The sequence below is a fragment of the Streptomyces sp. NPDC091282 genome, assembly GCF_044757385.1.
GTDB classification, from domain to species: Bacteria; Actinomycetota; Actinomycetes; order Streptomycetales; family Streptomycetaceae; genus Streptomyces; species Streptomyces gramineus.
Genome location: NZ_JBIVUX010000007.1, coordinates 191438 through 217370 on the forward strand (window position 1 = coordinate 191438; position 25933 = coordinate 217370).

23 protein-coding genes are annotated in these 25933 nt (G+C 72.5%); 6 read left to right on the forward strand and 17 right to left on the reverse strand.

Annotated elements, in window-relative coordinates; all coding sequences use genetic code 11:
* Positions 1 to 11 precede the first annotated feature (11 nt).
* From ACIQOE_RS30440 to ACIQOE_RS30480, 9 genes are all read right to left on the reverse strand, one after another.
* On the reverse strand, positions 12 to 830 hold the full coding sequence (locus ACIQOE_RS30440; protein ID WP_362643748.1) for an RNA methyltransferase: 819 nt from the start codon (positions 828 to 830) through the stop codon (positions 12 to 14).
* A gap of 64 nt (positions 831 to 894) precedes the next feature.
* A complete protein-coding gene (gene cobA / locus ACIQOE_RS30445) occupies positions 895 to 2142 on the reverse strand; it encodes a uroporphyrinogen-III C-methyltransferase (protein ID WP_351320238.1) in 1248 nt (415 codons plus the stop codon).
* Between the two features lie 395 nt (positions 2143 to 2537).
* Positions 2538 to 6092: a nicotinate-nucleotide--dimethylbenzimidazole phosphoribosyltransferase gene (cobT, locus tag ACIQOE_RS30450; protein WP_401414865.1), complete on the reverse strand. Its 3555-nt coding sequence runs from the start codon at positions 6090 to 6092 to the stop codon at positions 2538 to 2540.
* 344 nt (positions 6093 to 6436) lie between these two features.
* Positions 6437 to 7663, reverse strand: a complete 1227-nt coding sequence (cbiE, locus tag ACIQOE_RS30455; protein WP_365558051.1) for a precorrin-6y C5,15-methyltransferase (decarboxylating) subunit CbiE — start codon at positions 7661 to 7663, stop codon at positions 6437 to 6439.
* A 113-nt stretch (positions 7664 to 7776) separates the two neighbouring features.
* The gene (locus ACIQOE_RS30460; protein ID WP_365558048.1) at positions 7777 to 8406 is read right to left on the reverse strand and encodes a GNAT family N-acetyltransferase; all 630 of its coding nucleotides are present in this window, start codon (positions 8404 to 8406) and stop codon (positions 7777 to 7779) included.
* A 153-nt stretch (positions 8407 to 8559) separates the two neighbouring features.
* Positions 8560 to 9390 carry a MetQ/NlpA family ABC transporter substrate-binding protein gene (locus tag ACIQOE_RS30465; RefSeq protein ID WP_362643753.1) on the reverse strand — a complete coding sequence of 277 codons (831 nt, stop codon included), beginning with the start codon at positions 9388 to 9390 and terminating at the stop codon, positions 8560 to 8562.
* A gap of 76 nt (positions 9391 to 9466) precedes the next feature.
* Positions 9467 to 10192, reverse strand: a complete 726-nt coding sequence (locus tag ACIQOE_RS30470) for a methionine ABC transporter permease (RefSeq protein ID WP_362643754.1) — start codon at positions 10190 to 10192, stop codon at positions 9467 to 9469.
* Positions 10189 to 11223: an ATP-binding cassette domain-containing protein gene (locus tag ACIQOE_RS30475; protein WP_351320250.1), complete on the reverse strand. Its 1035-nt coding sequence runs from the start codon at positions 11221 to 11223 to the stop codon at positions 10189 to 10191. The genes ACIQOE_RS30470 and ACIQOE_RS30475 overlap by 4 nt, the downstream gene beginning before the upstream one ends.
* 320 nt (positions 11224 to 11543) lie before the next feature.
* Positions 11544 to 12191 carry an HAD family hydrolase gene (locus ACIQOE_RS30480; RefSeq protein ID WP_401414869.1) on the reverse strand — a complete coding sequence of 216 codons (648 nt, stop codon included), beginning with the start codon at positions 12189 to 12191 and terminating at the stop codon, positions 11544 to 11546.
* A 69-nt stretch (positions 12192 to 12260) separates the two neighbouring features.
* Here ACIQOE_RS30480 and ACIQOE_RS30485 point away from each other — a divergent pair, with 69 nt between their 5' ends.
* Together ACIQOE_RS30485 and ACIQOE_RS30490 are read left to right on the forward strand one after the other, a co-directional pair.
* Positions 12261 to 12620, forward strand: a complete 360-nt coding sequence (locus tag ACIQOE_RS30485; RefSeq protein WP_351320253.1) for a hypothetical protein — start codon at positions 12261 to 12263, stop codon at positions 12618 to 12620.
* A 1-nt stretch (position 12621) separates the two neighbouring features.
* Complete coding sequence (locus ACIQOE_RS30490) at positions 12622 to 13038, forward strand: hypothetical protein (protein WP_351320254.1); 417 nt, start codon at positions 12622 to 12624, stop codon at positions 13036 to 13038.
* Here the strand turns inward: ACIQOE_RS30490 and ACIQOE_RS30495 are convergent.
* The 3 genes from ACIQOE_RS30495 to ACIQOE_RS30505 form a co-directional block, all read right to left on the reverse strand.
* Positions 13035 to 13532, reverse strand: a complete 498-nt coding sequence (locus ACIQOE_RS30495) for a GNAT family N-acetyltransferase (RefSeq protein WP_351320757.1) — start codon at positions 13530 to 13532, stop codon at positions 13035 to 13037. The genes ACIQOE_RS30490 and ACIQOE_RS30495 overlap by 4 nt on opposite strands.
* A 44-nt stretch (positions 13533 to 13576) precedes the next feature.
* Positions 13577 to 14083 (reverse strand): RNA polymerase sigma factor, encoded by a 507-nt coding sequence (locus ACIQOE_RS30500; protein WP_401414872.1) that lies wholly within the window; start codon positions 14081 to 14083, stop codon positions 13577 to 13579.
* 74 nt (positions 14084 to 14157) lie between these two features.
* Complete coding sequence (locus ACIQOE_RS30505; RefSeq protein WP_365558035.1) at positions 14158 to 15342, reverse strand: glycerophosphodiester phosphodiesterase; 1185 nt, start codon at positions 15340 to 15342, stop codon at positions 14158 to 14160.
* A 242-nt stretch (positions 15343 to 15584) separates the two neighbouring features.
* Here ACIQOE_RS30505 and ACIQOE_RS30510 point away from each other — a divergent pair, with 242 nt between their 5' ends.
* Both ACIQOE_RS30510 and ACIQOE_RS30515 read left to right on the forward strand, forming a co-directional pair.
* Entirely contained in the window at positions 15585 to 16334 is a 750-nt protein-coding gene (locus ACIQOE_RS30510; RefSeq protein WP_362643759.1) for a lysophospholipid acyltransferase family protein, read from the forward strand.
* Between the two features lie 162 nt (positions 16335 to 16496).
* Positions 16497 to 18131: a multicopper oxidase family protein gene (locus tag ACIQOE_RS30515; protein WP_365558032.1), complete on the forward strand. Its 1635-nt coding sequence runs from the start codon at positions 16497 to 16499 to the stop codon at positions 18129 to 18131.
* Between the two features lie 4 nt (positions 18132 to 18135).
* Here the strand turns inward: ACIQOE_RS30515 and ACIQOE_RS30520 are convergent, their stop codons facing one another.
* From ACIQOE_RS30520 to ACIQOE_RS30540, 5 genes are all read right to left on the reverse strand, one after another.
* On the reverse strand, positions 18136 to 19668 hold the full coding sequence (locus ACIQOE_RS30520; RefSeq protein WP_399012957.1) for an MFS transporter: 1533 nt from the start codon (positions 19666 to 19668) through the stop codon (positions 18136 to 18138).
* Positions 19665 to 20216: a TetR/AcrR family transcriptional regulator gene (locus ACIQOE_RS30525; RefSeq protein WP_351320265.1), complete on the reverse strand. Its 552-nt coding sequence runs from the start codon at positions 20214 to 20216 to the stop codon at positions 19665 to 19667. The genes ACIQOE_RS30520 and ACIQOE_RS30525 overlap by 4 nt, the downstream gene beginning before the upstream one ends.
* Positions 20217 to 20409: 193 nt before the next feature.
* Positions 20410 to 21384, reverse strand: coding sequence for an aldo/keto reductase (locus ACIQOE_RS30530; RefSeq protein ID WP_351320266.1), 975 nt, complete (start codon positions 21382 to 21384; stop codon positions 20410 to 20412).
* A gap of 85 nt (positions 21385 to 21469) precedes the next feature.
* On the reverse strand, positions 21470 to 22903 hold the full coding sequence (gene argH / locus ACIQOE_RS30535; protein ID WP_362643764.1) for an argininosuccinate lyase: 1434 nt from the start codon (positions 22901 to 22903) through the stop codon (positions 21470 to 21472).
* A gap of 78 nt (positions 22904 to 22981) precedes the next feature.
* Positions 22982 to 24175, reverse strand: coding sequence for an argininosuccinate synthase (locus tag ACIQOE_RS30540; RefSeq protein ID WP_401414876.1), 1194 nt, complete (start codon positions 24173 to 24175; stop codon positions 22982 to 22984).
* Positions 24176 to 24362: 187 nt separating this feature from the next.
* Here ACIQOE_RS30540 and ACIQOE_RS30545 point away from each other — a divergent pair, with 187 nt between their 5' ends.
* The gene (locus ACIQOE_RS30545; protein WP_401414878.1) at positions 24363 to 25229 is read left to right on the forward strand and encodes a hypothetical protein; all 867 of its coding nucleotides are present in this window, start codon (positions 24363 to 24365) and stop codon (positions 25227 to 25229) included.
* Between the two features lie 114 nt (positions 25230 to 25343).
* On the forward strand, positions 25344 to 25931 hold the full coding sequence (locus ACIQOE_RS30550; protein ID WP_351320274.1) for a pyridoxamine 5'-phosphate oxidase family protein: 588 nt from the start codon (positions 25344 to 25346) through the stop codon (positions 25929 to 25931).
* Positions 25932 to 25933 lie beyond the last annotated feature (2 nt).

A 25933-nucleotide genomic window follows, 5' to 3' on the forward strand; every position in this document is an offset into this window, starting at 1 on the left:
GGTTCGCGAGCCTAGTCCTGCGGGCGGCCCGCGGTCACCGCGTAGAAGGCGACCGCCGCCGCCGCGCCGACGTTGAGCGAGTCGACGCCGTGGGACATCGGGATGCGGACCCATTCGTCGGCGGCGACCAGGGCCTGGGTGGAGAGGCCGTCGCCCTCCGCGCCGAGCATCAGCGCCACCCGGTCCATGCGGTGCGGCGCGGCCTCGTCGAGGCTGCGGGCCTTCTCGTCCGGGGTGAGGGCGAGCAGCGTGAACCCGGCCTCGCGGACCGAGTCGAGCCCCTTGGGCCAGGTGTCGAGACGGGCGTACGGCACGGAGAAGACCGCGCCCATCGAGACCTTCACGCTGCGGCGGTAGAGGGGGTCGGCGCAGTCCGGGGAGAGCAGCACCGCGTCCATGCCGAGGGCCGCCGCCGAACGGAAGATCGCGCCGATGTTGGTGTGGTCGTTGACCGACTCCATGACGACGACCCGGCGGGTGGTGCGCAGCAGTTCGGCCGCCGTCGGCAGCGGCTTGCGCTGCATGGAGGCGAGCGCGCCGCGGTGCACGTGGTAGCCGGTGACCTTCTCGGCAAGCTCCGGGCTGACCGCGTAGACGGGGGCCGGGAGTTCGTCGATGACATCGCGCATGACGTCGACCCACTTGGCCGAGAGCAGCATCGAACGCATCTCGTAGCCCGCGTCCTTCGCCCTGCGGATGACTTTCTCGCCCTCCGCGATGAACAGGCCCTCCGCCGGTTCGCGCTTGCGGCGCAACTCGACGTCGGTCAGGCCCGTGTAGTCACGCAGGCGCGGGTCGTCGGGGTCCTCGACGGTGATGAGATCGGCCACAGGGTGATACTGCCTTGTCCTGGGTGTGGTGCCAACGGGCTGGGACGGGTTGTGTTACCCGGGGTTACGCCGGTGTGCGTCCGGCGGACGGGAGCGGGCCGACGTTCACGACCTCACCGACGACGATGACCGCCGGGGGCTTCACGTCCTCCGCGCGGACCACCTCCGCCACCGTGGCCAGGGTCGCGTCGACGCGGCGCTGGGCCGCGGTGGTGCCCTCCTGGACCAGCGCGACCGGGGTGTCCGGGGACTTGCCGTGGGCCACCAGGGTCTCGGCGATCCGGCCTATCTTGTCGACGCCCATCAGGATCACCAGGGTCCCGGTGAGCTTCGCGAGGGACGGCCAGTCGGCGAGCGAGCGCTCGTCGTCCGGTGCGACGTGGCCGCTGACCACGGTGAACTCGTGCGCGACGCCCCGGTGCGTGACCGGGATGCCGGCCGCGCCCGGGACCGAGATCGAACTGGAGATGCCGGGCACGACCGTGCAGGGGATCCCGGCCTCGGCGAGCGCCTGGACCTCCTCCATGCCCCGGCCGAAGACGTAGGGGTCGCCGCCCTTGAGCCGTACGACCGACCTGCCCCGCTTGGCGTGCTCGATCAGGGCGTTGTTGATGGCCTCCTGGGCCATGTAGCGGCCGTACGGGATCTTCGCCGCGTCGATCACCTCGACGTGCGGCGGGAGTTCGGCGAGCAGGTCGCGCGGGCCGAGGCGGTCGGCGATCACCACGTCGGCCTCGGCGAGCAGGCGGCGGCCGCGGACCGTGATCAGGTCGGGGTCGCCGGGGCCGCCGCCGACCAGGGCGACGCCCGCGGTGCGGGTGCGGTGGTGCGGGGCGACCAGGGTGCCGTCGCGCAGGCCCTCGACGACCGCGTCCCGGACGGCGGCGGTGTGGCGGGGGTCGCGGCCCCGCGCGTCGGTGGTGAGCACGGCGACCGTGACGCCCTCGCTGTGGCCGGTGGCCGGGGTCCAGGCGGTGGCCCGGTCGGCGTCGTCGGACCGGACGCACCAGACGCGGTGCCGCTCGGCCTCGGCGGAGGCGGCGTTGTTGGCGTCGGCGTCGTCGGTGGCGATGAGGGCGTACCAGGCGTCGGCGAGGTCGCCGTCCCGGTAGGGCCGCCTGGCCCAGGTGATCTCGCCGGCGTCGGCCATCGCCTCGACGGAGGGGGTGGCCCGGGGCGAGACGAGGGTGATGTCGGCGCCGGCCGCGATGAGCGCGGGGAGCCGGCGCTGGGCGACCTGACCGGCGCCGAGCACGACCACCTTGCGGCCGGTGAGGCGGAGGCCTACGGGGTAGGCGGGGTGTTCGGCCATGAGGGTGCGACTCCCTGGTGTGGCGGCGATGCGATGCCCTGACGTGCAGATTTTACGGGCCGGGCGGATACGGCGGGACGGCGCCCGGAGCCGGGCGGACTCCGGTGCCCCGCGGTGGGCCCGGCGGCCGCGTGCGGACGTACGGCCCGCACGGGTGTCCGGCCCGCCCCGGCGGCCGTCCGCTCCGCCGCGCGGAACGCCCGCGCACGGCCGGGACGCGCACGGCCGGGACGCGCACGGTCCGCAGCCGACCTCCGGTCGCGGACGGCACGCGGAGTCAGTCCCGGCCGGGACCGGCACGGGGCACGGCGTGCCGCACGGGCCGGAACCGGTCCGGGGCGCACCGCGCGGCCGGGACCGGCTCCCGGCCCGTGCGGTGCTCCCGTGCTCCCGTGCTACTTCTCGGTCACGCCCGCCGAGTCGAACGTGGCCACCTCGTGCATGGCCCGCGCCGTGCTCTGCACCAGCGGCAGGGCCAGCAGCGCGCCCGTGCCCTCGCCGAGGCGCAGGTCGAGGTCGACCAGGGGGCGCAGGCCCAGCTTGTTGAGGGCGGCGACGTGGCCGGGCTCCGCGCTGCGGTGGCCGGCGATGCACGCGGCGAGGACCTCGGGGGCGATCGCGCGGGCCACCAGGGCGGCGGCACCGGCGCTGACGCCGTCCAGGATCACCGGGGTGCGCAGGGACGCGCCGCCGAGCAACAGGCCCACCATCGCGGCGTGTTCGAAGCCGCCGATCGCGGCGAGGACGCCGATGGGGTCGGCCGGGTCCGGCTGGTGGAGGTCCAGGGCGCGGCGGACGACCTCGGTCTTGCGGGCCAGCGTCTCGTCGTTGATGCCGGTGCCGCGGCCGGTGACCTCGGCGGGATCGGCGCCGGTGTAGACGGAGATGAGCGCGGCGGACGCCGTGGTGTTGGCGATGCCCATCTCGCCGGTCAGCAGCGCCTTGTTGCCGGCGGCCACCAGGTCGCGGGCGGTCTCGATGCCGACCTCGATGGCCTGCTTGGCCTCCTCGCGGGTCATCGCGGGGCCGGTCGTCATGTCGGAGGTGCCCGCGCGGACCTTGCGGGGCAGCAGGCCGGGCGTGGCCGGGAGCTCGGAGGCGACACCGACGTCCACCACGCACACCTCGGCGCCCACCTGGGAGGCGAACGCGTTGCAGACCGCTCCCCCGCCCAGGAAGTTGGCCACCATCTGCGCGGTGACCTCCTGCGGCCAGGGGGTGACGCCCTGGGCGTGCACCCCGTGGTCGCCGGCGAAGATCGCGACGGCCGCGGGCTCCGGGATCGGCGGCGGGCACTGCCGGGACAGGCCGGACAGCTGGGCGGAGATGATCTCCAGCATGCCGAGCGCACCGGCCGGCTTGGTCATCCGCTTCTGCCGTTCCCAGGCCTCGCCGAGCGCCTTGGCGTCCAGCGGGCGGATCCCGGCGACGGTCTCGGCGAGCAGGTCGTGCGGGTCCTCGCCGGGCAGGGCGCGGCGGCCGTAGGTCTCCTCGTGGACCACCCAGGACAGCGGGCGCCGCTTGGACCAGCCGGCCTGCATCAGCTCGGGCTCGTCCGGGAACTCGTCGACGTACCCGACGCACAGGTAGGCGATGACCTCCAGGTGCTCGGGCAGGCCCAGCGCGCGGACCATCTCGCGCTCGTCGAAGAAGCTCACCCAGCCGACGCCGAGGCCCTCGGCGCGGGCGGCGAGCCAGAGGTTCTCGACGGCGAGGGCCGCGGAGTAGGGCGCCATCTGCGGCTGGGTGTGCCGGCCGAGGGTGTGGCGGCCGCCGCGGGTGGGGTCGGCGGTGACGACGATGTTGACCGGGGTGTCGAGGATGGCCTCGATCTTCAGTTCCTTGAACTGCTTCGCGCGGCCCTTGGGGAGCGACTTGGCGTAGGCGTCGCGCTGGCGCATGGCCAGTTCGTGCATCGAGCGGCGGGTGTCCGCCGAGCGGATCACCACGAAGTCCCACGGCTGGGAGTGGCCGACGGAGGGCGCGGTGTGGGCGGCCTCCAGGACGCGCAGCAGCACCTCGTGCGGGATGGGGTCGCCGCGGAAGCCGTTGCGGATGTCCCGGCGCTCGCGCATGACCTTGAGGACGGCCTCGCGCTCGGCGTCGTCGTAGGCGGGCGCGGCCGGGCCGGTGGACTGCGGTGCTTCCGCCGCGGGGGCCGTGCTCTCCTCCTGCTCGGCGGCCCTGGTCTCCAGGTCCTCCGCGTGCTGGACGACGTCGGGGCGGGGCTCCGCCTGCGGGCCGGGCTCGGCCTCGCGCGGGGCGGGCACAGTGGCGGCCTGTTCCGGCGCGTTCTCGCCCTGGTCCTGGGCGGGCAGGACGAGCGGGTGCGGCGGGGTCGGGGCGAGGTGCGGGGTGGTCGGGACCAGGCCGTCGACGGCGACGAACTCGCCCAGGGGCTGGCCCGGCGCCGGGTGCGCGGGGGCTTCGGCGGCCATGGGCTCCTGGGGCGCGTCGGTCTCCTCGGGCCCGGCCTCGGGCGCCGCGTCCTGGATCTGGGGGCCGGCGGGCGGCTGGGCGGGCAGCGTCTCGGGGGCGACGGCGGGCTCGGCCTGCGGTACGACGGCAGCGGCCGGGAAGCCCGCGGGGACCGCGGGCTGCTCGGGGCCGGGGGCGGCCAGGGGCTCCGGCGGCTGCGGGGTCTCGGCGACGGCCTCGGGGGCGGGCGCCTCGGCGATCTCCTCGGCGGGCTGCGCCGGGACGGCCTGCGGGGCCGGGACCGGCTCGGGCAGGACCGGCTCCGGCGCCGGGAGCGGCTCGGGCGCGACGGGCGCCGCGACCTGCTCGGCGGCGGGTTCCGGGGCCTCGGGCTCCGGTGCGACCGGCGGCGCGGGCGGGACGGGCAGGGGCTGCGCCGGCTCGGCCGTGGCGGCCGGTTCCACGGCCACCGCGTCCGCCGGCGGGCCCACGGGCTCGGCCGCCGCGTCGGGAGCAGGGCCGGCACCGGGCGCCGCCTCCTGCTCCGCCGAAGGCTGCGGCGCCTCCTGGGCCAGCGGGACCGGCGCGGGCTGCGGGGCGTCCGGGACCGGCGGGACGAGCCCGGCCTGCGGGGCTTCCGCGACCGGCGGCGCGGGCTCGGGCAGCGGGGCCGGAGCGGCGTCCGGTGCCGCGGCAGCCCAGGGCGCCGCGGGCGCGGCCGCGGGCATCGCGGGTCCCGCCTCGGACGCCTGGGCCGCGCCCTCGGGGCCGTACGCGCTCTCGGGCCAGACTCCGGGACCGGCCGGGGCCTGCTGCTCCGCGGTGACGGCGGTGGCGACCGCCGGGTGCGCGGGGGCGGCGGCCGCGACGGCGACGGGTGCCGGGGCGGGTACCGCCTCGGGTGCCGGGGCGGCCGGAACAACCGTTTCGGCAGCCGGGGCCTGTGCGGCCACCTGTGCCACCGGCGGCGCCTGCTGGACGGCCGTGTGCGGGGCGGCCTGCGGTGCTCCCCAGGGCGCGGCGGGCTGCGGCGCGGCCTCGGCCTGCGGCTGGGCGTCGAGGTATTCGGGTCCGGGCGTCGGCAGGCCGGGCTGGCGGGCGGCCGGTGCGCCGGCCGGGCCGCGGTCGGCGAGCGAGCGGACCGGGCTGGCGGAGGCGTCGGGGATCGGCGGGCCGAGGTGCAGCGGGCGGCGCGGGGCCGGTGCGGTGGCCGGGTCGTGCGGCACCGACAGGATCGGGGACGCCGGCACCGAGTTGGGCAGCCGGACGGCGGTCAGGTCGACCGAGCCGCTGTTGCGCCCGTCCGTCTCGTGCGGGCCCGGCTCGTGGACGGTCTCGACGACCGGCTCCGGGGGCGGCGGCGGGACTTCATTGCCCCAGGCCCCCTGTGCGCCGGGGAGCAGCAGGTCTTCGTCCTCGGCGGGCGACTCGGAGAGGTAGGTGTACGCGCCGTGGGCGGGGACGCCCGGCTGTTCCACCATGCCTGCGCTCTCCGGCAGTCCCTCGCCCGGGACCTGGCCGGTGTCCGTCATGCGTACCCCTCGCCCATCGGTTAGTGCCTTCTACGACCAGCTCGCTCGGGGCGGCGCACCGACCGCCTCGCAGTGAAGAACGAGCGTGCGTGCCCAGCGGCACGAACGACCCGCCGGAAAAGGCGACAAAGCCATTCAGTGGCATTGTCCCGGCCGTTCGACCGTCGCGGCAGCGTGATCCGCGACAGCCCGCTGTGGACTGCGCCACGTTGCGCGTCCCCGGTTCTGCCGTACCACACCCGCCCCAAAAGGAGCGCGTTTTCCGGATATTGACGAACGAATTTCCGGGCCACCGGTGCGGTGCAGCGATCGGCCAGCCTACCGCGCGCAATATGACAACAGGATCACGGGGCACGGTCGGGCAGTACGCCGCTGAGCAGGAACGCTACGTTCCGCTCGGTCTCCGTCCAGGCCCTGGTGTCGAGTTCCACGGACTGCAGGAGGGCGCATTCGACCTGATATCCGTGCTCGGTCAGGTCACGTCCGATGAGTTCGGCCGCGTCGCGGGTGGCGGCGTGCGTGACGATGCGCTGCGGACGCCGGTCGGCGACCGCGCCGACCACGGCCGCTCCGCCGCCGCCGACCCGGACGACGTCCGGTTCGGGCAGGTTCTCCAGGACGTGCGGAGCATCGCCGTGCACGATCTGGAGCTGGACGCCGAACCCGCGGGCGGCCGCGTCGCTGCGCACGCAGGCCGCGAGGTCCCGGTCGACGGCGATGACGGCGGCCCCGGCACGGGCCGCGTCGGTGGCGAACGCCCCGCTGCCGCAGCCGATGTCCCAGACCAGGTCCCCCACCCGCGGGCCGAGCCGGGCGAGTTGGGCGGCCCGCAGCAGATCCGTCTCCCCTTCGCCGAGCACGACTCCCTCGCCGTAGGCCGCGTCGGGCTGCACCCAGCCGCGCGGACCGGCCGCCGGGTCCCGCCCGGCGATCCAGCCGGTGCCCTCGCCCGCCGGCACCGCCGCGGACGAGCCGCCGACGACGATGACGACGTTGGGGTCGCGCCAGCTGTGGTCGGCGGCCTTGTCGGAGGTGACGACGCTCACCTGCTCGCGGTCGGTGCCCAGTTCCTCGCAGATGACGAAGGTGCGGTGGACGCCCTCCATCAGCAGGCCGAGTTCGGCAGGACCGGCGCCTGGCGAGGTGAGGACGGCGACCTTGGGGTGGGCGCGGCACACGTTCACCGCGCGTCGCAGGGTGCGCCGGTGCGCGACGACCACCTGCGCGTCGTCCCAGGCCATGCCGGCGCGGGCGAACGCGGCCGCCACCGAGGACACGGCGGGGACGACCTCGACCTCCAGCCCGAACTCCGGCGCGCGCAGGGTCCGTACGACCCCGAAGAAGGCGGGGTCGCCGTCGGCGAGGACCACCGCGGTGCCGCGGTGGCCAGCGATGCGGCGGGCCGCGAGGCCCACGCTGCCGAGGCGGATGCGTTCGGCGGTCTGTGGCACGTCGGGGAGGGCGAGATGGTGGGCCGCACCCGCGACGAGCGTGGCGGCGCCGAGCGCCCCGCGTCCCGCGGCGGTCAGCGGCGAGCCGTCCCAGCCGATCACCGTGACCCGGTCGGCCATCGTCGTCAGTCTCCAGGGATGTCGCAGGTCGTCAGGGGCCGGTGCCCGTGGCGGGCTCCGTGAGGGTACCTGGTGCAGTTGTCGGGCGGATGACGGGGCGGGCCCCGCCGTCGTCAGTTCCAGGAGGTGAAGCCGTCGTCGCCGCCGAGATCCCCGCCGCCGCCCTCCAGATCCTCCGGGAGCAGACTCCACACGATGTAGTCGGTCCGCATGTCCGCCCAGGTGCCGTCCTCGGTACGGACGTGCACTATGCAGGCGTTGCGCAGCACGCCCTCGCTGATGCAGCCGATCTTCTGCGCGACCTGCTGGGCGGCGGTGTTGTCGGCGGCGGTGCGCAGCTCGATGCGCTCGAACTTCTGGTCGCCGAAGAACCACTGGGCGGTGGCGAGCGCGGCCTCGGAGGCGTAGCCCTCGCCGCGTGCCCAGGGCGCGACGATGTACGACAACTCGGCGGACCGGATGCGCCAGTCGGCCTTGGCCAGCCGGATGACGCCGACCAGGCGCTGGGTGAGGAACTCGGTGACCGCGAGGTCCACGCCCCGGCCGGCGAGCCGCTCGGCGGGGGCGTGGTCGGTGATCCAGCGCCGGGCGCTGTCCTCGCCGTACGGCTGCGGGACGCCGGTCCAGACGCCCACCTGCTCGTCGTTCATCATGTCGGTCAGTGCGGGCACGTCGTCCTCGTCGAGGGCGCGCAGCACCAACCGCTCCGTGCTGATGGAGATGTTGGGGAAGGTGCTAGTCATGCGCCACTCCGTAACCTTCGGAAATCCTGCAGGGTGTGCGAACTGCCCAGCATGCAGCATGAAACCACTGAACGGGACGACGGGCCCCACCCGCGGTGAGCGAGTGGGGCCCGTGCGTGGCGATACGCCGTATACGTGCCGCCGGAAAGAACCTCAGAAGGACGGGATGACCGAGCCCTGGTACTTGTCCTCGATGAACTTCTTGACCTCGGGCGAGGTGAGGAGCTTGGCGAGCTTCTTCACCCGCGGGTCCTTCTCGTTGCCCTTCTTCACGGCGAGGAAGTTGCCGTACGGGCTGTTCTTCGCGGACTCCAGGACGAGGGCGTCCTTGGCGGGCTTGATGCCGGCCGAGATGGCGTAGTTGCCGTTGATGACGGCGGCGTCGACGTCGTCCAGGGAGCGCGCGGTCTGGGCCGCCTCGACCTCCTTGAACTTCAGGTTCTTCGGGTTCTTGGTGATGTCCTGCGGGGTCGCCTCGGTGCCGACGCCGTCCTTGAGGGTGATGAGCCCGTTGGCGGCCAGCAGCTTGAGGGCACGCGCCTCGTTCACCGCGTCGTTCGGGACGGCCACGGTCGCGCCGCTCTTCAGCGCGTCGGCGCTCTTCACCTTGTGGGAGTAGAGGCCGAGCGGCTCCAGGTGCACCGTGACGACGGGCACGATGTGGGTGCCGCGCTTCTTGTTGAAGTCGTCCAGGTACGGCTGGTTCTGGAAGTAGTTGGCGTCCACCGAACCGTCCTCGGTCGCCGTGTTCGGCACGATGTAGTCCTGGAACTCCTTCACCTCCAGGTCGAGTCCGGCCTTCTTCGCCAGGTTGTCCTTCACGTAGTTCAGGATCTCGGCGTGCGGGGTGGGGCTCGCGGCGACGACGAGCGGACCGCTGTAGTCGGCGGCGGCGGAGTCCTTGTCCGAGCCGCAGGCGGTGAGCCCGAGGGCGAGCGTTCCGGCGGCGAGGACGGCGGCGGTGAGTTTGGCGGTGTTACGCACGAAAAGTGCCTTTCCTTAAGGGTGGAGCGACCCCGCGGTGGGTGGTGCGGGGAAATCCGGAGGGGGCCCGGAGGGCTCAGACGGTCTTGCCGGTGGCCGTGGCGGCCTTCAGCAGCCGCAGCCTCGGCACGGGCCCGGAGTGGCCGCCGCGGCGGTGCAGGGACCGGGCGGCGAAGTCGCCGGCGAACTGGATGAGGGAGATGACGACGGCGAGGATCGCCACCGTGATCCACATCAGTTCGGTCTCGAAGCGCTGGTAGCCGTAGCGGATCGCGATGTCGCCGAGGCCGCCGGCGCCGACCGTGCCGGCCATCGCCGAGTAGCCGATGAGCGCGACGATGGTGGTCGTGGTGGAGGAGATCAGCGAGGGCAGCGACTCGGGCACGAGGACCTTGCGCACGACGGTCCAGGTGTTGCCGCCCATCGACTGCACGGCCTCGACCAGCCCGCCGTCCACTTCGCGGACGGCCGTCTCGACCAGCCTCGCGAAGAACGGGATCGCGCCGATGGCGAGCGGCACGATGGCGGCCTCGCGGCCGATGGTCGTCCCGGTGAGCGAGCGCGTGAAGTTCATCAGCGCGACCATCAGGATGATGAACGGCATCGAGCGGGCGATGTTCACGACCTGCCCGATGACCTTGTTGGCCAGCACGTTCTGCAGCAGTCCGCCGCGGTCGGTGAGGACGAGCAGGACGCCGAGCGGGAGTCCGCCGACGACGGCGATCAGCGTGGACCAGCCGACCATGTAGAGCGTGTCCCAACACGCCTGGGACAGCAGCGGCTGCATCTCGGACCAGCTCACTTGGCACCTTCCTTCACCAGCACGGGCTCCTGGCCCACCACGTCGATCTGCAGGCCCTGTTCGCGCAGGAAGCCGATCGGCACCACGTTGTCCTCGTAGCGGCCGGGCAGTTCGATGCGCATCCGGCCGATCTGGAGGCCGCCGACGGTGTCGATGGCGGCACCGAGGATCGATATGTCGATGTTGTAGGTGCGGGAGAGCTGGGAGATGACCGGCTGGGTCGCGGCCTCGCCGTGGAAGGTGACGTCGAGGACGGTGCGGTCGTCGCCGGAGGCCTCGCCGCCGACCGGGAACAGCGCGGAGGCCAGTTCGGACCCCGGGGTGCCGAGGAGTTCGCTGACGGTCCCGGACTCGACGACCCGGCCCTTCTCCATGAGGGCGGCCGAGTCGCAGATCGACTTCACGACGTCCATCTCGTGCGTGATGAGCAGGACGGTCAGGCCGAGCTGCCGGTTCAGGTCGCGCAGCAGCTGCAGGATGGAGCGGGTGGTCTCCGGGTCGAGGGCGCTGGTGGCCTCGTCGGAGAGCAGCACCTTCGGGTCGCCGGCGAGCGCGCGGGCGATGCCGACGCGCTGCTTCTGGCCGCCGGAGAGCTGGGCCGGGTAGGCCTTCGCCTTGTCGGCGAGACCGACCAGGTCGAGCAGCCCCAGCGCCTTGCTGGAACGTTCCTTCCCAGACATGCCGAGGATTTCGAGCGGCAGCTCGACGTTGTCCTGGACCGTCCGGGAGGAGAGCAGGTTGAAGTGCTGGAAGACCATGCCGATACGGCTGCGCGCCTGCCGCAGCTCCCGGCCGGCCCGCGGACCGCGTCCGGCGAGGGCGGTGAGGTCCAGGCCGTCGACGGTCACGGTGCCGGCGGTGGGACGCTCCAGGAGGTTGACGCAGCGGATGAGCGAGGACTTGCCGGCGCCGGACTGTCCGATGACGCCGTACACCTCGCCCTCGCGGACGTGCAGATCGACGCCGTCGAGGGCGGTGACCTCACGGCCGCGGGAGCGGTAGACCTTGGTCAGGCCCGTTGTCGTGATCACTGGGATTCCGTCACTGTTGAGTACGCGGGCGTGGGTGTGCCCTGGTACGGGAGGGAAAATGTGCGCGGGGCAGCCGGGTCACGTACGGCTCAGGGCGTACGGACGGGCCACGGCGGCGGCTCGCTTCGGGGCGCGAGGCTCTGGGGTGGTGCGGGGGCCCTCTAACAGGCGCACATTCGACACATACAACGAGCACCGGGCGTCATGGTCGCCTCGGTCGCAGGGGTGCGTTCGCTCGTCGTGGTCATGCGATCAGTAAACCAGACCGACGGTCCTGACAGGCCGCCGCTGTCCGCATGCTGGACAGCGGCGGACAGGGGTCAGCGGCGTGCGGAGATCTCCACGAGGTGGTCGGTGACCAGTACCGACAAGGCCGAGAGGTCGGGCACCACGAGGTCCGCGTCCAGCTCGTGCGCCGGGTGGGTTGTGGCCAACGCCACGGTGGTCATCCCGGCGGCGCGGCCCGCCTGGAGGCCGGCCGGAGCGTCCTCGAAGACCACGCAGCGGGCCGGGTCGACGCCGAGCCGGCGGGCGGCGAGCAGGTAGGGCTGCGGGTCGGGCTTGCCGCGGGTGATGTCGTCGGCGGCTATCAGCGTCTTGGGCCGGATCCCGACCGCGTCCAGGCGGGCCTCGGCGAGCCGGCGGGTGGCGGAGGTGACGACGGCCCAGCGCTCGGCGGGCAGGGCGTCCAGGAGGGCCACGGTGCCGGGCAGCAGCCGGACGCCGCCGTTGGGCACGTCCTCCACCTCCAGCTGCTCGACGCGGGCGACGGCCTCCGGGACGAGGTGGGCGGGGAGCAGGTCGGCGACGATGTCCGCGGCGGTCCTGCCGTGCAGTTCGACTCGGGCGTACCCGTCCGTGACGCCGTACTCCGCCGCCCAGCGGGCCCAGCAGCGCTCCACGGAGTCGAGGGAGGAGACCAGGGTGCCGTCGTTGTCGAAGAGCAGGGCTTGTGCGTGGATCGTCATGACCTCGACCCTACGGCGTTGAGCAGGGGCGACGGCGTGGGCCCGTTTCCGCCGTAATAAGGTCGCCGCATGCTCAATGCCCTGTTGCTGGTGACCGGAGTCGCCGCGCTGCTGCTCGCCGCGTGGTGCGGCTGGGCCGCGTACCGGGACCAGCCGACGAAGGACTGGCACTTCATCGGGATGGCCGTGGTGTCGGTGCTGGCGGTGATCCAGCTGGTGGCCGGGATCGTGCTGCTGGCCGGGGGCGACAAGCCGGCGCAGGGCACGACGATCTTCGTGTCGTATCTGCTGGGCGCCTTCGCGTGCGTCCCGGCGGCGGGGTTCATGTCGCTGGCCGAGCGGACCCGGTGGGGTTCCGTGACGGTCGCGGCGGGCGGTGTGGTGCTGGCCGTGCTGGAGGTGCGGCTCTATGACATCTGGGGAGGGTGAGATGACGACCGTGGAGCAGGGCCCGAAGCGGCTCACCAGCGGGCCGGGCACGCTTCTGGTGTGGTTCTACGGCGTGATGGTCGTCGGCGCGGTGTCGCGGTCCGTCTACCAGATCGCGACCGAGTTCGACCGGGCGCCGCTCGCGTACTCGCTGTCGGCGGTGGCAGGTCTGGTGTACGCGTTCATCACGTACACGCTGGTGCGGGGCGGCGAGACCGCGCGCCGGGCGGCGCAGGTGTGCTGCGCCGCCGAACTCGCGGGGGTGCTGATCGTGGGTACGTGGACCCTGGTCGACTCGTCCGCGTTCCCGGACGCGACCGTGTGGTCGGACTACGGGATGGGGTACGTGTTCATCCCGGTGCTGTTGCCCCTCTCCGCGCTGTACTGGCTGCGCAGGAACGGGACGCCGAAGGGCTAGGCGGTCGTCGCGTACGTGCCGGCCGGCTTCTCCAGGACGATCATCGTGACGCCGTCCGCGCCCTCGGAGGTGCCCACCGTCTCGTAGCCGACCCGGCGGTACAGGCGCAGGCTGCCCTCGCTGCGGTGGCCCGTGAAGAGGCGGAACCGCTTGGCGCCGCGCTCCTCCTCCAGCGCGCCCTCGGCCGCGCGCAGCAGCCGGGCGCCGATGCCGTGGCCCTGGAGCCGCGGGTGGACGCAGAGTTTGCCGATGGCGGCGGCGCCGTCCTCGGTGACCGAGCCGCGGACCGAGCCGACGACCTCCTCGCCGAGCCGCGCGACGAAGACGCAGTCGGACGCGAGTTCCCGGCGGACCGAGTCGAGACTCTGGACGAGCGGGTCGATGCGGTAGTTGCCGTACAGCGCCGCCTCGCTCTGGAAGCACAGGTACTGGAGCCTGAAGATCTGCTCCGCGTCCTGCTCGGTCGCCACCGAGATGGTCACGCTCATGCCCATGTGCGCACGCCTCCCGCTCACCTGATCGCCTGTTGTTCTCACTCCTATCCCCGCGCTTCGCGGGACGCAACCTCCGGCGCCAGCAATCTGCGCAGACATCCCAGACATCTGGAACGTTCCGGTCCCAGACTTCCCTGTGAGATACCCAACTCCCCCGCGATCTCCCGGTATGTCAGGTCCTCCGGGGAGAACAGGGCGGCGAGGAGGCGGGGGCAGCGGCCGGGGAGGCGGGCGACCGCCTCGCGCAGGGCGCGGTGCCGGGCAGCGGCGACGGCGCGCTGCTCGGGCGTGGGCGCGGCGGGGTCGGTGGGTTCGGTGCCGTAGGGGCGTTCGCGGTGTGCCGTGCGGCGGGTGCGGCGGGACTCGGCGCGGACGGCCCTGCGCAGCCAGTCCGCCGGGGACCGGGGCGGGCCGTGGGTCTCCAGCCGCTCCAGGAGGCGTAGCCAGACGGTCTGTTCCAGGTCGCCGGGGTCGCTTCCGCAGGCGTGTGCCTCGGCCGAGGCCTCGGCGGTGAGCAGGGGGCGCAGGGCGGCAACCAGGTCGTCCGTCACATGCGGAACGACGCGGCCGCCCCGGGCGAGGTTGCCGGGGCGGCCGCGGGACACCCCGAACGGGGTGCGGTGGCTCAGCCGTTGACGAAGGCCTCGCGGGCGAGGACCGCGGTGTCGGCGTTGTCCGAGAAGACGCCGTCGATGCCGGTCTCGAAGTACGCCTGGAAGACCGGGAAGACGTTGCCGTACCCGGTGACGTCGCTGCCCTTGCGGTAGGCCGGCGGCAGGAAGGGGTTCTCGTTGCGCATGGTGTACGGGTGCAGGATCAGGCCCACCTTGTGGGCGTCCGCGACCAGCGTGCTCGGCGTGGTGAAGTCGCCGTTCGCGTCCTTGGGGATGACCAGGTCCAGGGTCGGGCCGATGCCCTGCGCGTAGCCGGCGATCTCCCGCAGGCCCTTCGGCGTGATCAGGTCGGCGACGGTGCGCGGGTCGCCGGTCGCGACGAAGTCGTAGGGCTGGGTGTTCGCCGCGGACAGCAGGACGACCAGCGGGTTGTCGACGAGCGTGTTCAGGCGCTGGATGCTGGTCGGCTCGAAGGACTGCAGGATGACCGGGGAGTTCCGCTTGTCCTTGCCGTACTTGCGCAGCAGCTTGGCCACGCGCTCCTCGAGACCGAGGCCCAGCTTGCGGAAGTAGGTGGGGTGCTTGGTCTCGGGGTAGATCCAGACCTGCCGGCCGCGCCTGCGGGTCTGCTCGTCCTGCCACTTGAGGACTTCCTCGAAGGTGGGGATCTCCCAGTGGCCGTTGTAGAGCGTGTTGTGCGGGCGGTTGGCCGGGATGCGCTCGATCGCGCGCAGCGTCTTCAGCTCGGCGAGCGTGAAGTCCTCGGTGAACCAGCCGGTGGTGGGGACGCCGTCCAGCACCTTGGTGGTCCTGCGGCCGGCGAACTCCTTGTGGTCGGCGACGTCCGTGGTGCCGCCGATCTCCGGCTCGTGGCGGCAGACCAGGTGGCCGTCCCTGGTGGGGACGAGGTCGCCGGCCTCGACGATGTCGGCGCCGAGGTCGAGCGCCAGCTCGTAGGAGCCGAAGGTGTGCTCCGGGCGGTAGCCGCTGGCTCCGCGGTGGCCGATGATCGTCGGCTTCGGCAGGCTCTTGAGGCCGCCGTGGCCGTGGCCGGACTGCCGGGCCTCGGCCGCTCTGGCCGCGCCGGGCAGTCCGAGGACCGCTCCGCCCGCGCCGAGCACCGCGGCGCCGAGCAGGGCCCGCCGTCCGGTCGTGCCGTTCACCTGTGTCCGCTCGTCCGAACCGTTCGTGTTCATGAGCGCTCTCCTGACCTTCGCCCTTGGATGCCGGCCGATCGTAGGGCTGCGGTGGTGACCGGCGGGAGACCGCCGGCCCAACGGCCGGATGACGCCGTATGGCTGATGCACGGCGCGTCGTGACGGTCCGTCGGCGACTTCCGTCACATCGCCGGGGCCGGGCCGCAAGTTGTCCACCGGGCTGCACCGCAGGTAAACCAGCGTCAACAGTGCGTAAGACCTCGGTGAACCGGCCGTAGTCGATGTGCGCTCCCCCTGGGGCCGCGAGTAATGTCCTCACCTGCACAGACTCATACCGACCCTCGACATCGGAGGACCCGTTGTCCCGCTTCGCGTTCATCAAGGGTGCGCTCGGACCGATCATGCGCCTGATGTTCCGCCTCCGGGTGGAGGGCGTGGAGAACATCCCGGGGGACGGCCCGGTCATCCTCGCGGGCAACCACCTCACGTTCATCGACTCGATGATCCTGCCGCTGGTCAGCAGGCGGCAGGTGTTCTTCATCGGCAAGGACGAGTACGTCACCGGGAAGGGCTTCAAGGGCCGGCTGATGGCCTGGTTCTTCACCGGGGTCGGCATGATCCCGGTGGACCGGGACGGCGCGAGCGGCGGTGTCGCCGCGCTGATGACCGGCAAGCGGATCCTGGACGAGGGCCGGATCTTCGGCATCTACCCGGAGGGCACCCGCTCCCCCGACGGCCGCCTGTACCGCGGCCGCACCGGCATCGCGCGGCTGACGCTGATGACCGGCGCGCCGGTCGTGCCGTTCGCGATGATCGGCACCGACAAGCTGCAGCCGGGCGGCTCGGGCATGCCGCGGCCGGGCAAGGTCACCGTCCGGTTCGGCGAGGCCATGGAGTTCTCCCGGTACGAGGGGATGGACCGGGACCGCTACGTGCTGCGGGCCGTGACCGACTCGGTGATGGCCGAGGTCATGCGGCTGTCCGGGCAGGAGTACGTGGACATGTACGCCACGAAGGCGAAGGCCGCCTGACACCCTTTCGGCGCAAGGGCACGGACCTGGGGTCCGTGCCCTTCTGTCTGCCATCCGCCTGACATCGGTCCACGTCCGCCTGGCGGTGGAATCTGGCCCGACACTTCGGTCATTCCCGCGTATTTACCCGCCATATGAGCACACAGCATGTCTTATTCAGATATGCAGAAACCTTCTCGGCGTACCCTGCTCCGTGCTCCGTTCGCTGTCGCCGGCGCGGGGCTCCTGGCCTCCTGCTCCGACGCAGACTCCCCCTCGCGCTCCGGCCCGCAGCACACGGCCGGCACGGCGAAATTCGTGCCGCAGGGGCCCAAGGGGTTTGTCAATCCGTCGGACCCGGAGGTGCTCGCGACCGAGCGGAAGCGCGGTGCGGGGCCCGTCCGCACGGTCACCTTCACGGCCGCCGAGAGCAAGCTGGACCTGGGCGGGCGGACGGTGCACAGCTGGGCGTACAACGAGTCGGTTCCGGGTCCGCTGGTGCGGGTCACCTGCGGTGACGTCCTGAATCTGACCCTCAGCAACCGGCTGAAGGAGAAGACCACGCTGCACGCGCACGGGGTACGGCTGCGCTGCGACATGGACGGTGTTCCGGACCTGACCCAGGCGAGCATCGAACCGGGGACGGACTTCGTCTACCGCTTCGCCGCCGCCCACCCGGGCACCTACCTGTTCCATTCGCACGTCGGTATGCAGCCGGACCGCGCGCTGTACGCGCCGTTCGTCGTCGACGACCCGAAGGAGCCCCTCAAGTACGACCAGGAGTGGGTCGTCGTCCTGGACGACTGGGTCGACGACATCGACGGCTCCAACCCCGAGCACGTGCTCGACCAGCTCAAGCCCGGCGGCTCCATGGCGATGAACATGCACATGGGCATGGGTCCCGGGCCCGGCAGCCCGAGCCCGCACCGGTCGACGAGCGCGCCCCCGGCGTCGCCGAAGTCCACGAAGGGCCTGGGTCCCGACCGGGTGCTGCGCGACTCCCACAGCGCCCTGCTGCACGGCGAGGGCGGCAACGTCTCCTACCCGCACTATCTGATCAACGGACGGGTGCGGACCAACCCCTCCGTCTTCCAGTGCCGCCCCGGTGACCGCATCCGGATCCGGTTCATCAACGCGGGTTCCGAGACGGCCTTCCGAGTGGCGCTCGGCGACCACCCCCTGACCGTCACCCACACCGACGGCTACCCGGTGAAGCACCAGACGACCGACGCCCTGCTCATCGGCATGGCCGAGCGGTACGACGTGCTGGTCACCGCCAAGGACGGCGTCTTCCCGCTGGTCGCGCTGGCCGAGGGCAAGCCGGGCAAGGGGCTCGCGGTCCTCCGCACCAACAAGGGAAAAAACCTTCCGTCTCCGGATGTCCGCCCCGGCGAGCTGGACCGCGAGATCGTCTCGGCCCGCCGCCTGGTGCCGGCCGACTCCGTCCGCATGGACAACCGCAAGACCGACCGCGAGCTGCGGATCCGGATCACCGGCACCATGCAGAAGTACGACTGGGGGTTCGACCACAGGGCGTACGACGTGCGGCAGCGGCACGCGGTGCGGGCCGGTGAGCGGGTGCGGCTGACGCTCATCAACGCGACCGACATGTGGCATCCGATGCACCTGCACGGGCACACCTTCGCGGTCGCCGGCCTGAACTCGCAGGGCGCCAGGAAGGACACCACGATCGTGCTCCCGCACCGCAAGCTGGTGCTCGACTTCGACGCCGACAACCCCGGGCTGTGGATGCTCCACTGTCACAACCAGTACCACTCGGAGAGCGGCATGATGACGGTGCTCGGCTACCAGAAGTGAGCCGTCACACCGGCAGGGAGTCGTCCAGCTTCTGGCCCCTGAGCAGGAACCAGGCCGCCACCGCCGTCGCGAGCAGGACCGCGGCGCCCGCGCCGGAGGCCAGGTGCAGGCCGTGCACGAAGGAGTCACGGGCCGCGGCGAGCATCTCGTCCGCGGTCCGCGGCGGCAGGTCCGCCGACGCCTGCACGGCCGCGCCCAGCGATTCGCGGGCGGCGGACGGGGTGCCGGCCGGGGCCGGGAAACCGCGGTAGACGCCCATCACGATCGAGCCGAGCAGGGCGATGCCGAGGGCCGCGCCCAGTTCGTACGCCGTCTCGGAGACCGCCGAGGCGGCGCCGGCCTGCTCCTTGGGGACGCTGGAGAGGATCACGTCCGCCGTGACCGTGAAGGAGAAGCCGGCGCCGACGCCGACCACGAGCAGGGCGGTGCCGAGGACCGGGTAGCCGGTGGACTGCGAGAGCGTGGTCAGCGCCGCGAGGGCCACGCCGACGGCCGCCAGGCCGCCGGAGACCACCGCGCGCACCGAGAACCGACGGGCCGCCCGGCCGGCCACCAGACCGGCCGCCACCGCGCCGACGGCCGCGGGGACCTCGGCCAGGCCGGCCTCGAACGGGTGCCTGCCCTGGACCAGCTGCAGGTACTGGGAGAGGAAGAACACCAGGCCCGACATGCCGAGCACGGTCAGCAGGTCGGCGAGGACCGCGCCGCTGAAGCCGCGCCGCCGGAACAGCCGCATGTCGAGCAGCGGCTTGGGCAGGGTGAGCTGACGGCGGACGAAGCCGTACAGGGCCGCGCCGCCGAGCAGGGCGGTGCCCGCGGTGACCGGGGTGAGGCCGTGGGTCGCGGCCTCCTTCACCGCGTACACGAGCGCGATCATGCCGACCAGCGACAGGACGACGCTGGCCAGGTCCCAGGGGCCGGGGTCCGGGTTGCGGGACTCGGGGAGCGTCCTGATGCCGACGAGGACCAGGACCGCCATCACCGGCAGGTTGATCAGGAAGACCGAGCCCCACCAGAAGTGTTCGAGCAGGAAGCCGCCCACGATCGGGCCGACGGCGGTACCCGCGGAGGCGGTGGCGCCCCAGATGCCGACGGCGAGGCTGCGCTCGCGCGGGTCGTGGAAGAGGTTGCGGATCAGGGCGAGGGTGGCGGGCATCAGGGTCGCGCCGGCGACGCCCAGCAGGGCGCGGGCCGCGATCATCGTGCCGGGGGTCGACGCGTACGCGTTCAGGACGGATATCGCGCCGAACGCGGTCGCGCCGCCGAGCAGGATCCGCTTGCGGCCGATGCGGTCGCCGAGGCTGCCCATGGAGACCAGCAGACCGGCGATGACGAACGAGTAGACGTCGCCGATCCAGAGCAGCTGGGTGCCGGAGGGTTCGAGATCCTCGCTGATGTACGGGGTCGCGAGACCGAGGACGGTGGCGTCCACGGCGACGAGCAGCACGGCGAGCACGAGAACGGAGAGCGCGAGCCAGCGGCCCGGGCGCTTCTCCTCCGTCTCCGTGGCGAACGCCGGCCGCACGGTGCTGGTCATGATTCCTCTCTCCGTCGTGCACCGCCGAGCAGCAGCTCGACGATCATGTGGGTGAAGTCCTTGGGTGCGACCCTGCCCTCCGACACCGCCCAGGCGGCGGAGGCCAGCAGCCCGTACAGCGCCTCGGTGAGCCAGGCCGGGGTGAGGTCGATGCGGAACTCGCCGGTCTGCTGGCCGCGCCGGAACAGGGCCGCGATGCGCTCGTCGATCCGGGTCCAGCCCTGGTTCTGCTGCTCGCCCTCGAAGAGCTGGTTCTCGGTGTAGAGGAAGGCCAGCAGCCCGGCGGACGGCTCGATCTCGCGCACCAGGCGGTGCACGGCGTCGGCCGCCGGGCCCTCGTCCAGGCGGGCCGTGTCCAGGGCCGCCTCGCACTCCTCGATGCCGAGCGCCTCCAGCGCGCGGACGAGGGCGTCCCGGCCCGCGAAGTGCCGGTGCAGGGTGGCCCGGCTGATCCCGGCGGCCTTGGCCACCTCGTCCATGGTCGCGGTGGATTTGCGGGTCAGCAACGCGGCTGCACTGCGCAGCACCTGCTCACGGTCGAGGGCCATGAGACAAGAGTAACCCATGTGAGACATCTTTGTCTCACCGTGGGCATGCGTGCGTCACCCGCCGCGGGTCGGCGACGGTTCCGTGTCCGTGCGTCGGCACCCGGGCGCCTCGGTGCGCCGGGCGGGCGGTGCGTCAGGCGGCCGGCGCGTCAGGTGGGCGGTGCCTCGGTGCCGGGGCCGGGTGGTCGGTGCCTCAGTGCCAGGGCAGGCTGCCGCGGCGCTCCCAGTACGCGTGCGGCTCCTCGGCCAGCGCGGCGAGGCGGGCCAGCTGGTCCTCGTCCAGGTCCACCGCGGCCGCGCGCAGGTTGGAGGCGAGCTGGGTGAGCGTCGCCGCGCCGGACAGGACGACACCGGCCCACGGCTGCCGCAGGACGACGGCGAGCGCCACGGCGTCGCAGCCGGCACCGGCCTCCTCGGCCACCGCCCGCAGCGCGTCCGGGGCGTGCGGCGCGGCGAGCCGGCCGTTGGCCATGCCCTCCTTCACGATCACCGTCAGCCCGGCGTCGTGCGCCTCGGCGAGGGCGGGGCCGGCCGAGGTCTCCAGCACGTTGTACGTCGACTGGACGGTACGGAAGAGGGGCTCGCCGTCGACCGTGACGGCGAGGGCGGCGCGGACGGCGTCGGCCTGGGCGGGGCCGCTCGTGGAGAAGCCGACGGTGAGACCGCCGGCCGCCGCCTCCGCCAGGCGGGCGTGGAGTTCCTTGTCGGTGAGGGCCGGGCTGTCCGGGGTCACCGAGTGGATCTGGTAGAGGTCGAGGTGGCCGCCGAGGAGTTCGGCGCTCTCGGCGCGCTGGCGGTCGTAGGTCCGGACGCCGTGGTCCTTGACCTCGTGCGTGTCGGCGTCCGCGGACCAGCCGGCGGTGTAGGTGTAGCCCCACTTGCTGCCGACCACGACCTCGGCGGCGGCGTCGGGACGGGCGTCCAGCCAGGCGGCGAGGAACTCCTCGGAACGGCCGTAGGAGCGGGCCACGTCGATGTAGCGGACGCCCTGGGCGTAGGCGGCGTCGAGGAGTTCGTGCGTGCGGGTGCGCAGGGCGTCGACGCTGCGGTCCTCGCCGAGGTCCTCCTCGCGGCCGAGGTTGATGTAGCCGGGGCGGCCGACCGCGGCGAGGCCGAGGCCGATGTGGCAGGTGGGGGTCGTCGCTGTCGCCAGTCGGGCGAAGGGCATCGCGGGCTCCGTTTCGGTCGGCTGCGTCGGGCTGCCGACCAACGTAACCCGCGATGCTCCTCGCGCCGTTCCTCCCCCGGCCCGCTCAGGCCTGTCGCTTCGCCCGGGCCCACTCGTGCTGCCGGGCCACGTCCGCCTTCACCTCGGCCAGCTGGACCGCCACCGCGCTCGGGGCCGTGCCGCCGCGGCCGTCGCGGGAGGCCAGGGCGCCGGGGACGTTGAGGACGGTGCGGACCTCCGGGGTCAGGTGGGCCGAGATCTTGGCGAACTGCTCGTCCGTCAGCTCGTCCAGCTCCTTGTTCTCGGCCTCGGCCGCCTTGACGCACTCGCCCGCCACCTCGTGCGCCACCCGGAACGGGACGCCCTGCTTGACCAGCCACTCCGCGATGTCGGTGGCCAGCGAGAAGCCGGCCGGGGCCAGTTCCTCCATGCGCTCGCGGTGGACGGTGAGGGTGGCCATCATGCCGGTGAAGGCCGGGAGCAGGACCTCCAGTTGGTCGCAGGAGTCGAAGACCGGCTCCTTGTCCTCCTGGAGGTCGCGGTTGTAGGCGAGCGGCAGCGCCTTGAGGGTGGCCATCAGGCCGGTCAGATTGCCGATCAGGCGGCCGGACTTGCCGCGCGCCAGCTCGGCGATGTCCGGGTTCTTCTTCTGCGGCATGATCGACGAGCCGGTGGAGAACGCGTCGTGCAGGGTCACGAAGGAGAACTCCTTCGTGTTCCAGATGATGACCTCCTCGGCGATCCGGGAGAGGTTGACGCCGATCATCGCCGTGATGAAGGCGAACTCGGCGACGAAGTCACGGGAGGCCGTGCCGTCGATGGAGTTCGCGGCGCTGCCGTGCTCGAAGCCGAGGTCCTTCGCCACCGCCTCCGGGTCCAGGCCGAGCGAGGAACCGGCGAGGGCGCCGGAGCCGTACGGCGAGACGGCCGTGCGCTCGTCCCACTGGCGCAGCCGCTCGGCGTCCCGGGTCAGGGACTGGACGTGGGCGAGGACGTGGTGGGCGAAGAGCACCGGCTGGGCGTGCTGGAGGTGGGTGCGGCCGGGCATGGCCACGTCCGGGTGGGCCTCCGCGAGGCCGGTCAGGGCGTCCTGGAGGTCGGCGACAAGGCCGCCGATGATCCGCGCGTGGTCCCGGAGGTACATCCGGAAGAGCGTCGCCACCTGGTCGTTGCGGGAACGGCCGGCGCGGAGCTTGCCGCCGAGGTCGGGGCCGAGGCGCTCCAGCAGGCCGCGCTCCAGGGCGGTGTGGACGTCCTCGTCGGCGACCGTGCCGACGAAGGTGCCGGCGGCGACGTCGGCCTCCAGCAGGTCGAGGCCCGCGATCATGCGCTGGAGTTCGTCCTCGGTGAGCAGGCCGGCCTGGTGCAGCACGCGCGCGTGGGCCCGCGAACCGGCGATGTCGTAGGGCGCGAGCCGCCAGTCGAAGTGGACGGACGCGGACAGCTTCGCCAGGGCCTCGGCGGGACCGTCGGCGAACCGGCCGCCCCAGAGACGGACGTCACCGCTGTTGCTGCTCACTTGCGTTGCTCCTAGAGAGATACGGATGTGGCACCGCCTCCCCGGCCATGAACGGGGAGGCGGTCGTCACGCTACTGGTTAGGCCAGGTCCCGTTTCGACGCGATCTTCGACGACAGGCCGTAGATGTCGATGAAGCCCTTGGCCGCGGCCTGGTCGAAGGTGTCGCCGCTGTCGTAGGTGGCGAGGTTGAAGTCGTAGAGGGACGTGTCGGAACGGCGGCCGGTGACGACCGCGCGGCCGCCCTGGAGCGTCATGCGGATGTCCCCGGTGACGTGCCGGTTCGCCTCCTCGACGAAGCCGTCCAGGGCGCGCTTGAGCGGGGAGAACCACTGGCCGTCGTAGACGAGTTCGCCCCAGCGCTGCTCCACCTGCCGCTTGTAGCGCGCGAGTTCGCGCTCGACGGTGACGTTCTCCAGTTCCTGGTGGGCGGTGATGAGCGTGATCGCGCCCGGTGCCTCGTACACCTCGCGGGACTTGATGCCGACCAGGCGGTCCTCGACCATGTCGATCCGGCCGACGCCCTGGGCGCCCGCGCGTTCGTTCAGCTCCTGGATCGCCTGCAGGACGGTGACCGGCCTGCCGTCGATCGCGACCGGGACGCCCGCCTCGAAGGTGAGGACCACCTCGTCGGGGTCGCGCGGGGTCGCCGGGTTCCGCGTGTACTCGTAGATGTCCTCGATCGGGCCGTTCCAGATGTCTTCCAGGAAGCCGGTCTCGACGGCGCGGCCGAAGACGTTCTGGTCGATGGAGTACGGGGACTTCCTGGTGGTCGCGATCGGCAGGCGCTTCGCCTCGCAGAAGGCGATCGCCGCGTCGCGGGTCATCGCGTAGTCGCGGACCGGCGCGATGCAGGTCAGGTCGGGGGCGAGGGCGGCGATACCGGCCTCGAAGCGGACCTGGTCGTTGCCCTTGCCGGTGCAGCCGTGGGCGACCGTGCCGGCGCCGTGCTTGCGGGCGGCGGCGACCAGGTGCTTGACGATCACCGGCCGGGAGAGCGCGGACACCAGCGGGTAGCGGTCCATGTAGAGGGCGTTGGCCTTGACCGCCGGGAGGCAGTACTCCTCGGCGAACTCGTCCCTGGCGTCGGCGACCTCGGCCTCGACGGCGCCGCACGCGAGGGCGCGCTTGCGGATGACGTCCAGGTCCTCGCCGCCCTGGCCGACGTCCACGGCGACGGCGATGACCTCGGCACCCGTCTCCTCGGCGATCCAGCCGATGGCGACGGAGGTGTCCAGCCCGCCGGAGTAGGCGAGTACGACGCGCTCGGTCATGGGTCCCTCCTCACGTACATCCACTCCCTATGCATGAGTATGCAGAGGTCTGCATGATTCGTCAATCCGGTCGGGTTCCTCCGACCGATACGAAAAAGGGTTGAACAAATGAAACCGCTTACTCGTACCCCTCGCTGAACGCCGGCGCCGCGTCCAGACCCTCCTCCGACCCAAGTGAGGCAACCGCATGTCCAGGGCTCTCCCGAAGTACAACAAGCGTCGCGTGGCATTCATCGGCGGTGCCGCCGCCGTGGCGCTGTCCGGCGCGATCGTCGCCGGTTCGGCCCTCGCGGGTACGCCCGACCGGAGCAGCGGCACGGACGGCGCACGCACCCTCGCCGCCGCCGCATCCGGCACCATCACCTGCCCGGACGTCGCCTCCCGGCTCCCGGCGGTCCCCGCCTCCGCGCAGGCCGAGGTCGACCGCAACCTCACGCTCCTGCGGACGCAGATCCAGGAGGCGAACCAGCGGCTGGCGGACACGGTCGGCCAAGGCGGGCCGAACTTCGTGAACAACGCGATCCTCGGCCCCCTCAAGGACAAGCGGGTGGCGACCGTCAACCGGATCGCGACCGCGATCGGCCGCACGGCCGCCAGGCCGGCCGGCCTGGACGCGCTGGCGCCGTGCGCCCTGGACGCGGGCGGGACGGGCACGGACACCGGCGGCGGCACGGCGACCGGCACGTCCTCGGCGGCGCCGAGCGCAGCGGCGACCGCGGCGGCGACCGCGCAGCCGGCGGGCGGCACGGTCGGTGCCGGCGTCGGCGCGGTCAGCTGCCCGGACGTCGCCCCGCGGCTGCCCGCGGTGCCCGCCTCCGCGCAGGCCGAGGTCGACCGCAACCTCACTCTCCTGCGGACGCAGATCCAGGAGGCGAACCAGCGGCTGGCGGACACGGTCGGCCAGGGCGGGCCGAACTTCGTGAACAACGCGATCCTCGGCCCGCTCGCGGACAAGCGGAAGTCGACGATCGACCGGATCGCCATCGCGATCGGCCGCACCTCGGCCAAGCCGGAAGGCCTCGACTCCCTGGCCGCCTGCACGCTCACCCAGTGACGTGACAGGCAGCTGTGGCCGCCCCGTGACAGCGCCGGCCGGGGCGGCCACAGTGGTGTCCGGATGCCGGAAACGCCCGGACGTCCGGCGGGTGGGCGCCGATAATTTCCCGGTATGGGAAAGACCTATGAGCGCATCGACGGCAGGCTCCGCACGTTCATCGAGGAGCAGCCCCTGTTCTTCACCGCCACCGCCCCGCTCGCGGGCGACGGCACGGTCAACCTCTCCCCCAAGGGCCTGCGGGGCTCCTTCGCCGTACTCGACGAACTCACCCTCGCCTACCTGGACTTCGCGGGCTCCAACGCCGAGACCATCGCCCACCTGCGGGAGAACGGCCGCATCACCCTGATGTGGTGTGCGTTCCAGGGCCCGCCGAACATCGTGCGGGTGCACGGCCGCGGCGAGCCGGTCTTCCGCGACGACCCGCGCTTCGCGGACCTCCTCGCCCGCTTCCCGGACATCGACCCCTCTCCGCACGGCCTGCGCGCGGTCATCGTCGTCCACGCCGAACTCATCCGCGACAGCTGCGGTTACGCGGTCCCCCACATGGCCTACGAGACCGACCGCGACCTGCACGGGAAGCGCTTCGCGCGGGAGGACGACGCCTCGCTCAGCGCGTACTTCGAGAAAAAGGACCACATCGCGGTGAGCCTGGACGGCCTACCCGGGCTGCCGTTGCCGCTGCCGCCGTCTAGCGTCTGAGC

Bases quoted from the DNA above. Each gene is read 5' to 3' on its own strand.
- cobA (WP_351320238.1), bottom strand. From the start codon at position 2,142: ATGGCCGAACACCCCGCCTACCCCGTAGGCCTCCGCCTCACCGGCCGC.
- ACIQOE_RS30490 (WP_351320254.1), top strand. From the start codon at position 12,622: ATGACGACCGTGGAGCAGGGCCCGAAGCGGCTCACCAGCGGGCCGGGC.
- ACIQOE_RS30495 (WP_351320757.1), bottom strand. From the start codon at position 13,532: ATGGGCATGAGCGTGACCATCTCGGTGGCGACCGAGCAGGACGCGGAG.
- ACIQOE_RS30530 (WP_351320266.1), bottom strand. From the start codon at position 21,384: ATGCCCTTCGCCCGACTGGCGACAGCGACGACCCCCACCTGCCACATC.
- ACIQOE_RS30550 (WP_351320274.1), top strand. From the start codon at position 25,344: ATGGGAAAGACCTATGAGCGCATCGACGGCAGGCTCCGCACGTTCATC.
- ACIQOE_RS30505 (WP_365558035.1), bottom strand. From the start codon at position 15,342: ATGAACACGAACGGTTCGGACGAGCGGACACAGGTGAACGGCACGACC.
- ACIQOE_RS30480 (WP_401414869.1), bottom strand. From the start codon at position 12,191: ATGACGATCCACGCACAAGCCCTGCTCTTCGACAACGACGGCACCCTG.
- ACIQOE_RS30460 (WP_365558048.1), bottom strand. From the start codon at position 8,406: ATGACTAGCACCTTCCCCAACATCTCCATCAGCACGGAGCGGTTGGTG.
- ACIQOE_RS30485 (WP_351320253.1), top strand. From the start codon at position 12,261: ATGCTCAATGCCCTGTTGCTGGTGACCGGAGTCGCCGCGCTGCTGCTC.
- cbiE (WP_365558051.1), bottom strand. From the start codon at position 7,663: ATGGCCGACCGGGTCACGGTGATCGGCTGGGACGGCTCGCCGCTGACC.
- cobT (WP_401414865.1), bottom strand. From the start codon at position 6,092: ATGACGGACACCGGCCAGGTCCCGGGCGAGGGACTGCCGGAGAGCGCA.
- ACIQOE_RS30545 (WP_401414878.1), top strand. From the start codon at position 24,363: ATGTCCAGGGCTCTCCCGAAGTACAACAAGCGTCGCGTGGCATTCATC.
- ACIQOE_RS30515 (WP_365558032.1), top strand. From the start codon at position 16,497: ATGCAGAAACCTTCTCGGCGTACCCTGCTCCGTGCTCCGTTCGCTGTC.
- ACIQOE_RS30525 (WP_351320265.1), bottom strand. From the start codon at position 20,216: ATGGCCCTCGACCGTGAGCAGGTGCTGCGCAGTGCAGCCGCGTTGCTG.
- ACIQOE_RS30510 (WP_362643759.1), top strand. From the start codon at position 15,585: ATGTGCGCTCCCCCTGGGGCCGCGAGTAATGTCCTCACCTGCACAGAC.
- ACIQOE_RS30520 (WP_399012957.1), bottom strand. From the start codon at position 19,668: ATGACCAGCACCGTGCGGCCGGCGTTCGCCACGGAGACGGAGGAGAAG.
- ACIQOE_RS30540 (WP_401414876.1), bottom strand. From the start codon at position 24,175: ATGACCGAGCGCGTCGTACTCGCCTACTCCGGCGGGCTGGACACCTCC.